The following is a 12,811-nucleotide window of genomic DNA, read 5'->3' as shown; positions in this document are numbered from 1 at the left end:
AGCAGCCGAGCCCCGATTCTAAAGTTTTTGCACCACACCGTCAGCCGTCTCGACCCTGATGTCGGCGTAACGGCACGCGCCCCGGCGGCGCTGGAAAGGCGTGATCGCCAACAGCCAGATATGGCTGATCGCTTTCGCCGACCCGCCGATATGGGCGGCGTAGTCGGAAGCGACGTCCCGCTCCCTCTCGCGCCACAATCCGAGGCCGGTGGCGCCGGAGTCGACGATCATGTGGGTTTCGACGGCATTCCAGCCGGGAAGCGGGCAGCGGAAGACCTTGCCGGTCGGCAGCGCGGCGCTCCAGATATATGTGAGGTCCTGCCCGTCCTCGAATTTCACGCCAATCGAGAGATAGTCGTGGACGGGGGCCTGATCCTCCGGGACCGCAGACGGCAGTTGGTCGATCTTCCAGCGCCAGCCGAGCTTTGGACGGGATGCGAGAGGAAGCGACAATGGCCGCTCGATAATCGACGCGCTTCCCGCGCTTTCACAGACGATCTCGCCGTTCGCGTCTCGAACGAAGCTTTCCTCGCCGCCGCCGAACAAGAAGAGGTTGGACCAGCCTTCCGGCAGCCTGCGGTTGCGCCGCAGCCGCGCCAGCTCCGCCGCCAAGAGGCCGCCGACGTCCCCATGGGCCGCAAGGCTCGCAAGACCCGCGGCGGCCTCTCCGCGCCACAGCAGCGCGACGCCGGTAATTGTCACGTCGTCCTTGGCGTAGACGTCTTCTGGAATGGTCAGGCGGCCGTCCTCATCGGCGCCCAGCGGAGCGAAGCGGGCCACTTCGATCGGACCGTCGTGCAAAGCGGTCATGGCGCCCGTGTCGACGCCCGGACTGTAGATCGGTCGTTTGCCGCGCGTGCGGGCGTGGAAGCCGAGACCGGGACGAAACCAGAGGTCGTGTTGTCGAGACAGCCACCAGCGCCCGGTGACGAGAAAGGTGATTTGCTGGCCTTTGACAGCCTCGAGGCCAAGATCGATCCAGGGCAGATCGGGGCCATTGATTTGGAAGAGCCGATAGCCCGCAAGCTCGGGCGACTGCGCCCGGGCGATGAGGTCTTCGACGCCCTTTTTGAAATCCACTGGCGCCAGGCCGCTCTGCTCAGCGGCGAAGGTGGCGTTCGAGGCGGCCATGACGGGCAAGGCCACGCCGAGCGCCGCGGCGCGCCGCAATAGGTCGCGCCGCGAAAAAGCGCCGGGCGCGTTGGCGCCATAGGAAAGATTGAGACAATAAAGGCACATACGCTTCCTCCTTGATCACGCGCAAGCGCTCTGCGGTCAGGCGTTCGTGATCGGGAAGCCGAATGTTATGCTCGCGCCGGAAATCTGCATGCCTTGGCGTGCCGAAATCGAGCTTTTTACGGCGCGAGAGGGCAATCGATGCGACGGACCGGATATACGCGCGCGAGCACGCTCGGGCCGATCGCCGGCGTCGTCATGGAAAACGGCGGCTCGATCGAGCGGGTCTTTCAGCGTGCCGAGCTTCCCATCCGTTTGTTGGAGTCGCCCGACACCCTTCTGCCGCTGCGCGACCATTTTCGGCTGCTTGCGACCGCGTCTCGCGAGCTGCGCGACGAGGCTTTCGCGGCGCGCCTCGGTCGCCAAACGTCGATCGCGGGCCTCGGCGTCTACGGCAAATGGGTCACACAGGCGCCCACCTTATTCGAAGCGATCCACCGCTCGGGAACAAGTCTGCCGCATATGATGCAGAGTGCGACGCGGCTCGCCGTCCGACGATATGGCGACGAGGTCCACTGGTCCTATGAATTGGCCGACCCCGCCACAGACGGAAGGCCTCAAAATGAGATGCTCGCGCTGTGGTACATGATTGTCATGATCCGCCATTTCGCTGGCGCCGGGTGGTTGCCGAGCCGCATCATGGTCGGCGGCCTGCCCGTGACGGCGCGGCGTTCCATCGACGCGCAAATGGGCGTCGATACGATGATCCGCGACGCGCCCGGCACGATCGTTTTCGATCAGCGGCTGCTCATGGCGGTCAACCCGCATCTCGGCGCCGATCGAGGACTGGAGGCGGACGAACTCGCGCGCATTTTCGATATACCGGCTCCGGACGACTTGCCAGGCAATATCGGCGCCCTGATCGATCTGGAGCTTCTCGACGGTCGTCCTGACCTTTCGCGCATTGTTCGTCGGATGGGCCTATCGAAACGAACGCTGCAGCGTCGGCTCGCGGAACTGGGGCTGAGTTTCTCCGATCTTCTGAAAAACACACGGCAGCGACGGGCGATAAGCTTTCTTTGCCAACCAGACCTGTCAATCACCGAGATTGCGGTGATGCTCGGCTATCGTGACCCCGCGCATTTCAGTCGCGCCTTCGAAAGTTGGAGCGGCGTAGCGCCCGGCCGATGGCGGAAATTGGCGAAATCTGGCGGATAAAGGCAGGCAAACAAGGTGAAACTTAAAACTAAGCGACTCATCGCGCCCTGTGCGTAGAAGCGCGTCTTCTCCGAAAGCAGGCTCGCTCTTTCCGTTTGGACAGCTCGCGTGGGGCCTTGTCATTCCCGGCGGGCTGAAAGCCCGACCGGGAATCCAGAGCCGCAAGAGCGCTGGTTCGGCTCTGGATTCCCGATCGCTCGCTGCGCGAGCGTCGGGAATGACAGCGCCCCAATCAAGCGGATTTTAACGTCCCGTCGTCGAAAATCGAGCGCCGCCTCGGCGCTCTTCTTGCCCCTCACCTCGGCGATCTCATCAGCCGAATGTCGAGATCATTGACCTTCTTCCGCAGCGTATTCCGGTTCAACCCAAGAAGCTCCGCCGCCTTGATCTGATTGCCGCGCGTCGCCGCCAGCGCCGCCGAGATCAACGGGATTTCGATCTCGCGGATGACGCGGTGGTAGAGGCCTGGCGGCGGCAGCCCGTCGCCGTAATCGCGGAACAGCTTGGCGAGGTGCTGTTCGACGGAGGTCGAGAGCGTCTGGCCGTTCTCCAGCTCCTTCGTCGGTGCGGCGCCGGGCGACGACTGCTTATCCACAGTCGCTTGCCGCAACTCGTGGTCCAGCTCCGCTTCGACGAGCGGGTCGGAGATCACTTCCTGCGGATGCAGCGCGGCGAGGCGGCGGATGAGATTTTCCAGCTCGCGGATATTGCCGGGCCAGCGGTATCTCTTCATCCGGTCGAGCGCCGCCTGCTCGATATATTTCTGCGGCAGGCCTTCGCTCGCCGCCACTTTGAAGAAGTGGTGGACGAGATCGGGAATATCCTCGGTGCGCTCGCGCAGCGGCGGCAGGCGCAGCGGCACGACGTTGAGGCGGAAATACAAATCCTCGCGGAAGAGACCCTGCTGGATCAGGCCGCGCAAATCCTTGTTGGTCGCGGCGATGATGCGGACATTCGTCTTGATCGGCGTGCGACCGCCGACCGTCGTATATTCGCCCTGCTGCAGCACGCGCAGCAAACGAGTCTGCGCCTCCATCGGCATGTCGCCGATTTCATCGAGGAAGAGCGTGCCGCCCTCGGCCTGCTCGAAACGGCCGGCCGAGCGCTGGTTCGCGCCGGTGAAGGCGCCCTTCTCATGGCCGAACAGCTCGCTCTCGATCAGGTCGCGCGGAATCGCCGCCATATTCACTGCGACGAAGGGGCCCTTCTTGCGCTTGCCGTAATCATGCAGCGCGCGCGCGACCAGCTCCTTGCCCGTGCCGGACTCGCCGTTGATCATAACCGTCAGATCGGTCTGCATCAGCCGCGCGAGCGAACGATAGATCTCCTGCATCGCCGGAGATCGCCCGACGAGCGGCATGCCCTCCATTTCCTCCGGCGCGGCCTCTTCGCCGCCCTTGCGCGGCTCGGCCATGGCGCGGCCGACAATGCCGACCAGCTCCTTCAGATCGAAGGGCTTCGGCAGATAATCATAGGCGCCCCGCTCAGACGCGCGGATCGCCGTCATAAATGTGTTTTGGGCGCTCATGACGATGATGGGCAATTCCGGCCGCAACTTCTTGATGCGCGGCAGAAGCTCGAAAGCGTTTTCGTCCGGCATCACCACGTCGGTGACAACGAGATCGCCCTCGCCCGATTGCACCCAGCGCCATAAGGTCGCCGCCGTGCCGGTGGTGCGCACCTCGTAACCGGCGCGCGAGAGCGCCTGGGCGACGACAGTGCGGATCGCGGCGTCGTCGTCGGCGACAAGAATTTCGCCTCTCGTCATCAGACCAGTCTCCCCCGCTGGCGAAGCGTCATGAACGGGCCGCCTCTCTCTTCTCCGTTTTGGCGCGATACATGGGCATCAGAATTCGGAAGGTCGTACGTCGGGGAAGGGATTCGCATTCAATAACGCCGCCGTGGTCGTTGACGATTTTGGCCACCAAAGCAAGACCCAGGCCAGTCCCGGAAGACTTCGTGGTGACAAAGGGGTCGAAGAGATGCGCGGCGATGTCGTCGGGCACGCCGGGACCATTGTCGCGCACGCAGAATTCGAGCGGCAGGCCGACGGGGCTGCGGGCGCCCATGGCGCGCAGGCTGACCCCCGGCCGAAACGCTGTGGAAAGCTCGATTTCGCCATCGACGGCGTCGAGCCCGATCGCCTCGGCGGCGTTCTTCACCAGATTGAGAAATGCCTGCACGAGCTGGTCGCGATTGGCGTAAACCGGCGGCAGCGACGGATCGTAATTCTCGACAAATCTGATGCGCCGGGCGAAGCCGCTCTGCGCCACCTGCTTCACGTGATCGAGCACCGAATGAATATTGACGCGCTCGCGCTTCAAGGGCCGCGCGTCGGAGAAAACCTCCATGCGATCGACCAGCCGCACAATGCGGTCGGTCTCCTCGCAGATCAGCCGTGTCAGCGCCCGGTCCTGATCCGAAAGGCCGCTCTCCAGTAATTGTGCGGCGCCGCGAATTCCGGACAAAGGATTTTTGATTTCATGCGCCAACATGGACGCGAGCCCGGAAACTGAGCGCACGGCGCCGCGATGGCTGAGTTGCCTGTCTATTTTATCGGCAATTGTTCGTTCTTGCAGCACAACCAGAACCAGGCCGTCCTGCTCCGGAAGCGGGGCGCAATGGACATCCACGCGGCGGTCGCCCTCCTGCCCAGGCCGGCCGAGATCGACCTTATATTCGTTGATCGCCGCGCCGCGGTCCTGGACATGCTGGACGAGGGTGATGAGCGGCGAGCCGAAGGGCAGCAGCCGCTCGAGCTTTTGGCCGATGAGCAAAGGCTTGCCGAGCTCGAAGAAGCTTTCGGCCGCGGCGTTGGCGTCCTCGATCACCCCCTCGCGCGAGACGGTGAGAATGACGCTCGGCAGCGCCTCGAGCACGCAGCTACGGCCGCGCTCGTCGATGATCTTGAGCGGGGTAAACTCGCCGCGCCGGGGGTCGTCGCGTCTGGGGCGATCCGAAAGGCTCATGCGGCGACCTCTTGTCCCTCTGTAAAAATGGCGTCGATCAGCCGAAAGGCCTCCGACGCGCAAGCGGTGGTGACGAGCGCGTGGCGCAGCGCCGCGACCTCGGCGCAAGCGGCGCCGAAAGCCTCGTCTACATAGGCGGCGAGATGTTTGCGCGCATGGCGCAGGCCCGCCTCCGCGCCCATTTGCGTGAGAAGCCCATCGAGATGCTCGCGCGCGAGCGCGCTGCGCTCGGCAAGCGACGGCTCGGCGCGACGTAGCCCGGCGCCAAGATAATGCGCAATATCGCCGACGAGCCAGGGGCGCCCCTGCGCGGCGCGGCCGACCATCACCGCATCGGCGCCAGACAATCTCAGCATTTCCGCGGCGTCCTCGACCGAGCCGCAATCGCCATTGGCGATAACCGGGATCGAAACGGCTTGCTTGACCGGGGCGATTGCCGCCCAATCCGCGCGGCCTTTGTAGAATTGCTGGCGCGTGCGTCCATGGACGGTGATCAGCGCGGCGCCTTCCTGCTCGGCGCGGCGCGCGAGCTCGGGCGCATTGCGCGAAGCGTCGTCCCAGCCGAGCCGCATCTTCACGCTCAGCGGAACGCGGATAGCCGCGCGCGCAGCGGCGATGAGGGCCGAGGCCTGGTCGAGGTCGCGCATCAGCGCCGCGCCGGCGAGGCCGCCGGTCACCCGCTTGCAGGGGCAGCCCATATTGATGTCGACCCAATCGGCGCCCGCTTCTTCGGCATGGCGCGCGGCGACGGCGATTTCCTGCGGGTCGCGCGCCGCGATCTGGATCACGCGCGGCACCGTATTTGTATTGCTGGAAGAAGCGAGCCGCAGCGTGGTCTCGCGGTCGCCCCGGGCGACGCCCGCCGCCGTGATCATCTCGCTCACGGTCGCGCTGGCGCCATAGCGTTCGGCAATGCGGCGCATGGCCGCATCGGTGACGCCTGCCATAGGCGCCAGAAAAGCGCGCCCGGAAAGGCGGACGGGCCCGATTCGCAGCGCCTCGCGCTCGGGTTCAAAGCCCGATTTTTCAGCAGCAGTCATCTTGCCTATACCATAAGCAGCTAGCTTCGCAGTTGCAACATAGCATTTCGCCGCATTCTCGCACATTTGACGCGATGCATGAAAAGCGACACAGGAGCGGCATGGTTGATGGAACGGAAATCTCTATCCTCGTCGTCGCCGGGGGACGCGGTTCGCGCGCCGGCGAAGGCTTGCCCAAGCAGTATCGTCGGCTCGCTGGCAAGACCGTGCTCGCGCGCACGCTGGAGGCGATGGGCGCCAGCGCGCCGGGCGCGCGCCTGAAGGTTGTCATCCACCCGGACGACCGCGCGCTTTATGCGCAAAGCGTCGCCGAATTGAGCGACGCGGCGCGCGCCGCCGTCTCGGAGCCTGCGCTCGGCGGCGCCACAAGGCAGGAGAGCGTGCGCAACGGGCTCGAAGCCGTCGCCAGAGAAAGCGCGCCGCAGATTGTGCTGATCCACGACGCCGCCCGGCCCTTCGCCGATCCGGCGCTCATCGCCCGCGCGGTCGCGGCGGCGCGGGCCCATGGCGCCGCCGTCCCGGGCGTGCCGCTCAACGACACGGTGAAGGAGATCGACGCGGCGGGCTTCGTCGTCGCCACGCCCGACCGGGCGCGGCTGCGCGCCGTGCAAACCCCGCAGTCTTTTCGCTTCCCGCTTATTCTCGCGGCGCATCGCGCGGCGGCGGCAGCCGAGCGCGACTACACGGACGATGCGATGATCGCGGAAGCCGCCGGCCACGCCGTGCATGTCTTTCCGGGCGATCTCGCCAATTTCAAGCTCACGACGCCGGAGGATTTCGCACGCGCCATGGATCAGATCAAAGCCCCGTCCGTCGCTCCCGGATCAGGTAATTTAACAGACGTTAGAACGGCCAATGTTTTAACAGACGTTAGAACAGGGCAAGGCTATGACGTCCACGCCTTTGCCGAGGGCGATCAGGTTTGGCTCGGCGGCGTTTCGATCCCCCATAGCCATTCCCTCGCCGGCCATTCCGACGCCGACGTGCTGATGCACGCGATTACCGACGCGGTTCTGGGCGCGATCGCCGAAGGCGACATTGGCGCGCATTTCCCGCCTTCCGATCCCCAGTGGAAAGGCGCGGCCTCGACAATCTTCCTCGAACACGCCTGCAAGCTCGTCCGCGCGCGCGGCGGCATGATCGCCCATATCGACGCGACGGTGGTCTGCGAGGCGCCCAAGGTCGGCCCGCATCGCGACGCCATCCGAGCGAGTCTTGCCGAGATCATGGGCGTCGACATCGGCCGCGTGGCGGTCAAAGCGACGACGAGCGAAAAACTCGGCTTTACCGGGCGCCGCGAGGGGATTGCGGCGCTAGCGATCGCGACGGTGCGGCTGCCGGAGTGACGGGACATTGCGTCGGCGCCTTCGCGCTGCCCGGCGCAACTGTCGTAATTCTCCGGCCGACGAAACCAGTCATACCGTTTCCGTTTGAATAGCGCGCACGGGGGCGTGTCATTCCCGGCGGGCTGAAAGCCCGACCGGGAATCCAGAGCACTAGAGCGCTTGTTTTGCGCCCAGAGCCCGTCATTGCGAGCGAAGCGAAGCAATCTAGGGCAGCGATGCGGCGCTGGATTGCTTCGTCGGCTCCGCCTCCTCGCAATGACGGCGGTAATTCCGATCGCTCGTTTTGCGAGCATTGGGAACGATAGCGAACCAATCAAATGCACCTCGTATCAGAGTGACGGACGCTTGCCCGGCCATCTCAACGCGCCGGCGTCCGGGTGATATTCACCATGTTTTCGAGAAAATGCGGACATTTCAGCGCGGCGCGCGCATGAACGATTTGGGGCACGAATTGGAGTAAAACTGCGCATTTTCGAAGGTCATTCTTCATGCTCGCGAGCACCAAGGCCCCCCTTTCCGCCTTGCCCACCACACGAGTCGATTGGGTCGATTACGCCAAGGGCTGGTGCATCATTCTTGTCGTGATGATGCATTCGACACTGGGCGTCGAGGAAGCGCTCGGCCAGCAGAGCTGGCTTCATGGCTTCATCGACTGGGCGCGGCCCTTCCGCATGCCGGATTTTTTTCTGGTCGCAGGCCTCTTTCTCTCGCGAACGATCGACAAGCCCTGGGCCGATTATCTTGACCGCAAGGTCCTGCACTTCGTCTATTTCTTCGTGCTGTGGACGCTGATCCAGGGCGCGCCCAAGCTGCTACTCGCGGGCGGCGATCCCTTGTCGATCTTGGGTGATCTTGCTTTCGCAATGGTCGAACCCTTCGGCACGCTGTGGTTCATCTATCTGCTGCCGATCTTCTTCGTGACCACCAAGCTCCTGCGCCCCGCCCCGCCCTGCGCTGTGCTGGCCGCCGCCAGCGCGCTTCAGATGGCGCATATCGCCACGCATTCGACCGTGATCGACGAATTCGCGGCACGCTACGTCTACTTTTATGCAGGCTATCATTTTGCGCCGCGAATTTTCGCTTTCGCCGAAGCGTCGCGCGCGAATCTGCGACGGACAATTCCAGCCCTCATCCTTTGGGGCGTGACAAACGAACTTGCCGTGCGGTGCGGCTATTCGGGCCTCCCCGCAGTCTCGCTTCTTCTCGGCTTCGCCGGCGCGGCGGCGGTCGTCGCCTTCTCCGCGTTGCTGGCGGAGGCCCATGTGCTGCCCTCATTGGCTTGGCTGGGCGCGCGCTCGATGGTCGTCTATCTCGCCTTCTTCCTGCCGATGGCGGCGACGCGCATCGCGCTTTTAAAGACGGGCCTCATTGTGGATGGGGGCGTGATCGCGCTGATTGTGACAGCCATCGCAGTCCATGTTCCCATACTTGTTAGAACAGCAACCCTGGCGACTCCGTTCGAATTTCTGTTCGAACGTCCCACTTTTTTCAGAACGGGCGCCGCACGCCTGCCAGCTCACACCGGCCAGCAAGCCTTGTCGGCCGCGCGTCGGCAGTAGGTGCGTTGACCCGCATGCTTGTGAGCCGCATGCGTGCGTCCCTCTGTCGCCAGGGCTCCGAATTCGGGTTAACGAGCAGACGTGTTGCGGCGTCATGGCCGCGCTTGTCGCGGCCATGACGCCGTGCCGACGCGGAAAGCTGAGAGCATGAGCCGGAATAACGCCGCTTCTTCTCCCCGCATGTCGCAATGTCTCGGCGTGGATGCCCGCGACAAGCGCGGGCATGACGCGGCTGCCCTCCGTCGCCGTGCGCCTTGACAATTGCCGAACGCCGTCGCGTTAAGAGAGGCCGGAACGAGCCCGGCGTGTCGAGGCCGCGCAGATGATCCGCGTCACCCCTTACATTTCGCTGGACGACTCCGAGATTTCACTGGAGTTTCTGCGCGCGTCCGGCCCTGGGGGCCAAAATGTCCAGAAGGTGGAGAGCGCCGTGCGGCTTCGCTTCGACATTTGGCGGTCGCCGAACCTTCCGGAAGGCGTAAAACTGCGGCTGGCGCGGCTCGCCGGCTCCAGGCTCACCAAAGAGGGCGAAATCATCATCGAGGCGCAACGCCATCGCACGCAGGAGCGCAACCGCGCCGACGCGCTGGAGCGGCTGATCGACCTCATTCGCGAGGCCGCCGCGCCGCCTCCGCCGCCAAGGCGCAAGACCAAGCCGACGCTCGGCTCGAAGATGCGGCGGCTCGAAGGCAAGAAGCTGCGCGGCGATGTGAAGGCGATGCGGGCGAAACCAGCGCAGGACTGAGCGATGCAAGATACGTTTAACGTAAAAGCTATTACGCTTATCGTAAAAGCTAAAGAGCGCGGATTTCGCGTCGCTACCGCGGAGTCCTGCACGGGCGGGCTGGTTTCGGCGGCGCTAACCGACATCCCCGGCGCATCGGACGTCTTTGATCGCGGTTTTGTCACTTATTCCAACGCCGCCAAGATCGACATGCTCGGCGTCTGCGCGGCCGTCATCGACGCCTATGGCGCCGTCAGCGCCGAGACGGCGCAAGCCATGGCGAAGGGCGCGCTCGAGCACTCGCTCGCCGACGTCGCCGTCGCCATTACAGGCGTCGCAGGGCCCGGCGGCGGCACGCCTCAAAAGCCCGTCGGCCTCGTGCACTTCGCCTGCGCCAAGCGCGGCGCCGAGGTCGTAGCCATAGAGCGGCGCTTCGGCCCCCTCCCCCGGCGCGAGATCCGTCAGGCGGCGGTCGATCAGGCGCTCGATCTCATGATTTCGGCGCTCGGCGATTAGCGGCTATTTGCGCCGGTAAACCGCATCCGCCCGGCTCACGAAAGCGTCGGCATATTTCTGGAAAGCCTTGTCGAACATCGCGCCCATCAGCAGCCCAAGCGCCATGCTCTTGAACTCATAGGCGATGAAAAATTCCACGGTGGAGCGCGGGCGCCCGTCGGGCCCGGGCGTCTCGTCGCGGAAGGACCAGCGATTGTCGAGCTTGCGGAACGGGCCGTCGATATAGGTGACCCTCACCTCCAGCTTGTTGGAATCGCAGGTCACCCGGCTCGTGTAGCGCTCGCAGACAGCCTTGAAGCCGACCTGCATTTCAGCGACGAGCTCGACGACCCCGGGCGCGATCTCGCTGCGCTTGCGCACCTTCAGCCCCTCGCAGAGCGGCACGAACTGCGGATAGGAGTCGACGTCGCAGACGAGCGCGAACATATCGGCGGCGCTGTGCGACACATGGCGGCGAGTGCGAAAGCTTTTCATGAGGCTGGGCTTTTAAGCCATTTCCCCGCCGTTTGGAACGCCGCGACCAAGCGCCTCTCGCACGGTCGACGGAAAGGGTCTAGCTTATTCCCTGTCACAGGGGGGAATCTATGGCGAACAAATCCAGCTTCACGGCCGAGCAGTGGGACAGGATCATTCAGGCGCCTCTCCTGGCCGGTTTCGCCATCAGCGCCGCCGACCCGAACGGCTTCATCGGCGCGCTGAAGGAAGGCATGGCCAGCGCCGAGGCCCTCTCCGCCGCAAAGACGGACGGCGGCGCGGATGAATTGATCCAATCCGTGGTGGACGATCTTTTTACCCCGGAAGGCCGCACCTCCGCCCGCGAGGGCGTCAGGAAGATCATCCAGGGCGCCGCGCTCGACGACATCAAGATCCGCGCCCTGGAGGAGCTGCGCAGCACGGCCAAAATCCTCGACGCCACGGCGCCGTTGGAGGCGCGGCCGTTCAAGAACTGGCTCAGCCATATTGCGCGACTTGTCGCCGAAGCCAGCGCCGAGGGCGGATTTCTCGGTTTCGGGGGCGAGCAAGTCAGCGCCAGCGAGCGCGCGACGCTGTCCGAGATCGCTTCGGCGCTCGGCGCCTAGAGCGCATTCCGCAAAAGTTCCACCTTTTTGAATCTCATCGCTCGCATGATTCCATGCGAGCGGAAAGCGCGCTAGGCCACGGCGAACTGCGCCGCCTTTCGACGATCGATAAGCGCCGCAACGGCGTGAAGCCCTTTCAGGCTCACGGCGACGAAGACCACGTCGAACAAGGGAGACGCGGTGTATGTCTCCCGGATGATTTGCCCGACCGCGCTGAGCACGCTACCCAGGCAGTACACAGGCAAAGCATGCCGCCCCATGAGGGACGTCGCAGGATAAAGGGAGACGGACCGGAGCCTTTGGGTCAAGCCCGAACAATAGATCACATAGGCAAGGGCCATGAAATCGAGGATGCGGACGGTCCCCAACTGGGTCTTGTCCCAATCGAGATACTCCCCCGCCGCATCGACCAGGCCCGGCACGAAGCCGAAGCAGTTGGATACGATGAGCGCCGCCCCCAGCGTGAAGCTATGCGCCAGTCTATAAGTCACCGGCTCCGCCGTGAATCTGCGCCGAATGCCGCCGAAACCGCAGAACATGCCGAGCGCGAACATCAATTGCCATGCGAAAGGGTTGAAATACCAAAAGCCCTCGTCCGGCCACGAGGGCGCGTTGATCCCGCTCCAGCGCGCGAATGCATAGGAAGCGGCGGACACGGCGAGCATCTTCCAACGATTTTGCAGCCCCAAGACAAACAATGCCGGGGCTGCGAACAATAAAACAACGTAGAGGGGAAGGATGTTGAAATAGCCGATCTGATGGGTGAGCGTGAGAATCCCGAGCACGCCCCGCAACGGGTCGGCGAATGGCGTCCCGCGTCCGTGCTCCGCGAGAAGCGAATCCTGGCCGGTGATCGCGCTCGCGAGCCCAAAAAGCGCCAGGGCGGCGATCGTCAGAACCAGATGAACCCCGTAGAGGCGCAAAGCGCGTTTGACGAGGGACGCGGCCCCGAAGAGCGCGGCGGACTGGAAGCGATTTCCGTAAGCCAGCGAGACGGAGACCCCGGAAAGAAAAACGAAGGCCTCGGCAGAGTCCGAAAAGCCGAAATTTCGGGGTGTGATATTTCCCAGGATGTTGCCGGGAATGTGGTTGATGAAGATGGTGACGAGCGCAATGCCGCGCCAAAAATCTATCTCGTCGATACGCTCTCGCATTGCGATTGCCGGTTTTCCTGTGGGACGTCC

12 protein-coding genes are annotated in these 12,811 nt (G+C 64.0%); 6 read left to right on the top strand and 6 right to left on the bottom strand.

Annotated features, from left to right (window positions below; all coding sequences use genetic code 11):
• Window positions 1–18 precede the first annotated feature (18 nt).
• Window positions 19–1,239: a DUF3047 domain-containing protein gene (locus tag QMG84_RS10100; protein WP_281927643.1), complete on the bottom strand. Its 1,221-nt coding sequence runs from the start codon at window positions 1,237–1,239 to the stop codon at window positions 19–21.
• Between the two features lie 138 nt (window positions 1,240–1,377).
• On the opposite strand from QMG84_RS10100, the gene QMG84_RS10095 reads away from it, so the two are divergent.
• Window positions 1,378–2,394, top strand: a complete 1,017-nt coding sequence (locus tag QMG84_RS10095; protein WP_281927642.1) for a helix-turn-helix domain-containing protein — start codon at window positions 1,378–1,380, stop codon at window positions 2,392–2,394.
• Window positions 2,395–2,689: 295 nt separating this feature from the next.
• On the opposite strand, the gene ntrC is transcribed toward QMG84_RS10095, so the two are convergent.
• Genes ntrC through dusB form a run of 3 tightly spaced genes read right to left on the bottom strand, consistent with a single transcriptional unit; the run spans window position 2,690 to window position 6,403 of the window.
• Window positions 2,690–4,162: a nitrogen regulation protein NR(I) gene (gene ntrC, locus QMG84_RS10090; protein ID WP_202071742.1), complete on the bottom strand. Its 1,473-nt coding sequence runs from the start codon at window positions 4,160–4,162 to the stop codon at window positions 2,690–2,692.
• Between the two features lie 28 nt (window positions 4,163–4,190).
• Window positions 4,191–5,363 (bottom strand): two-component system sensor histidine kinase NtrB, encoded by a 1,173-nt coding sequence (locus tag QMG84_RS10085; protein WP_202071741.1) that lies wholly within the window; start codon window positions 5,361–5,363, stop codon window positions 4,191–4,193.
• On the bottom strand, window positions 5,360–6,403 hold the full coding sequence (gene dusB / locus QMG84_RS10080; RefSeq protein ID WP_281927639.1) for a tRNA dihydrouridine synthase DusB: 1,044 nt from the start codon (window positions 6,401–6,403) through the stop codon (window positions 5,360–5,362). Before dusB ends, QMG84_RS10085 begins: the two co-directional genes overlap by 4 nt.
• A 101-nt stretch (window positions 6,404–6,504) precedes the next feature.
• On the opposite strand from dusB, the gene QMG84_RS10075 reads away from it, so the two are divergent.
• The 4 genes from QMG84_RS10075 (at window position 6,505) to QMG84_RS10060 (ending at window position 10,548) form a co-directional block, all read left to right on the top strand.
• Window positions 6,505–7,749 (top strand): bifunctional 2-C-methyl-D-erythritol 4-phosphate cytidylyltransferase/2-C-methyl-D-erythritol 2,4-cyclodiphosphate synthase, encoded by a 1,245-nt coding sequence (locus tag QMG84_RS10075; protein ID WP_281927638.1) that lies wholly within the window; start codon window positions 6,505–6,507, stop codon window positions 7,747–7,749.
• A gap of 488 nt (window positions 7,750–8,237) precedes the next feature.
• On the top strand, window positions 8,238–9,308 hold the full coding sequence (locus tag QMG84_RS10070) for an acyltransferase family protein (RefSeq protein WP_281927636.1): 1,071 nt from the start codon (window positions 8,238–8,240) through the stop codon (window positions 9,306–9,308).
• A 322-nt stretch (window positions 9,309–9,630) separates the two neighbouring features.
• Window positions 9,631–10,053, top strand: a complete 423-nt coding sequence (arfB, locus tag QMG84_RS10065) for an alternative ribosome rescue aminoacyl-tRNA hydrolase ArfB (protein ID WP_281927635.1) — start codon at window positions 9,631–9,633, stop codon at window positions 10,051–10,053.
• A 3-nt stretch (window positions 10,054–10,056) separates the two neighbouring features.
• Window positions 10,057–10,548, top strand: a complete 492-nt coding sequence (locus QMG84_RS10060) for a CinA family protein (protein ID WP_281927633.1) — start codon at window positions 10,057–10,059, stop codon at window positions 10,546–10,548.
• A gap of 3 nt (window positions 10,549–10,551) precedes the next feature.
• On the opposite strand, the gene QMG84_RS10055 is transcribed toward QMG84_RS10060, so the two are convergent.
• The gene (locus QMG84_RS10055) at window positions 10,552–11,022 is read right to left on the bottom strand and encodes a type II toxin-antitoxin system RatA family toxin (RefSeq protein ID WP_281927632.1); all 471 of its coding nucleotides are present in this window, start codon (window positions 11,020–11,022) and stop codon (window positions 10,552–10,554) included.
• A gap of 110 nt (window positions 11,023–11,132) precedes the next feature.
• Here QMG84_RS10055 and QMG84_RS10050 point away from each other — a divergent pair, with 110 nt between their 5' ends.
• On the top strand, window positions 11,133–11,627 hold the full coding sequence (locus tag QMG84_RS10050) for a hypothetical protein (protein WP_281927631.1): 495 nt from the start codon (window positions 11,133–11,135) through the stop codon (window positions 11,625–11,627).
• Between the two features lie 71 nt (window positions 11,628–11,698).
• Here the strand turns inward: QMG84_RS10050 and QMG84_RS10045 are convergent, their stop codons facing one another.
• Complete coding sequence (locus QMG84_RS10045) at window positions 11,699–12,781, bottom strand: OpgC family protein (protein ID WP_281927630.1); 1,083 nt, start codon at window positions 12,779–12,781, stop codon at window positions 11,699–11,701.
• Window positions 12,782–12,811: the final 30 nt, after the last annotated feature.

Source organism: Methylocystis iwaonis (assembly GCF_027925385.1).
Classification (GTDB): domain Bacteria; phylum Pseudomonadota; class Alphaproteobacteria; order Rhizobiales; family Beijerinckiaceae; genus Methylocystis; species Methylocystis iwaonis.
Note: the sequence above shows the minus strand (reverse complement) of the source record. Positions and strands in the feature narration are given on the sequence as shown.

Coding starts and splice junctions, on each gene's coding strand:
- QMG84_RS10100 (WP_281927643.1), bottom strand. CDS start 1,239: ATGTGCCTTTATTGTCTCAATCTTTCCTATGGCGCCAACGCGCCCGGC.
- QMG84_RS10095 (WP_281927642.1), top strand. CDS start 1,378: ATGCGACGGACCGGATATACGCGCGCGAGCACGCTCGGGCCGATCGCC.
- ntrC (WP_202071742.1), bottom strand. CDS start 4,162: ATGACGAGAGGCGAAATTCTTGTCGCCGACGACGACGCCGCGATCCGC.
- QMG84_RS10085 (WP_202071741.1), bottom strand. CDS start 5,363: ATGAGCCTTTCGGATCGCCCCAGACGCGACGACCCCCGGCGCGGCGAG.
- dusB (WP_281927639.1), bottom strand. CDS start 6,403: ATGACTGCTGCTGAAAAATCGGGCTTTGAACCCGAGCGCGAGGCGCTG.
- QMG84_RS10075 (WP_281927638.1), top strand. CDS start 6,505: ATGGTTGATGGAACGGAAATCTCTATCCTCGTCGTCGCCGGGGGACGC.
- QMG84_RS10070 (WP_281927636.1), top strand. CDS start 8,238: ATGCTCGCGAGCACCAAGGCCCCCCTTTCCGCCTTGCCCACCACACGA.
- arfB (WP_281927635.1), top strand. CDS start 9,631: ATGATCCGCGTCACCCCTTACATTTCGCTGGACGACTCCGAGATTTCA.
- QMG84_RS10060 (WP_281927633.1), top strand. CDS start 10,057: ATGCAAGATACGTTTAACGTAAAAGCTATTACGCTTATCGTAAAAGCT.
- QMG84_RS10055 (WP_281927632.1), bottom strand. CDS start 11,022: ATGAAAAGCTTTCGCACTCGCCGCCATGTGTCGCACAGCGCCGCCGAT.
- QMG84_RS10050 (WP_281927631.1), top strand. CDS start 11,133: ATGGCGAACAAATCCAGCTTCACGGCCGAGCAGTGGGACAGGATCATT.
- QMG84_RS10045 (WP_281927630.1), bottom strand. CDS start 12,781: ATGCGAGAGCGTATCGACGAGATAGATTTTTGGCGCGGCATTGCGCTC.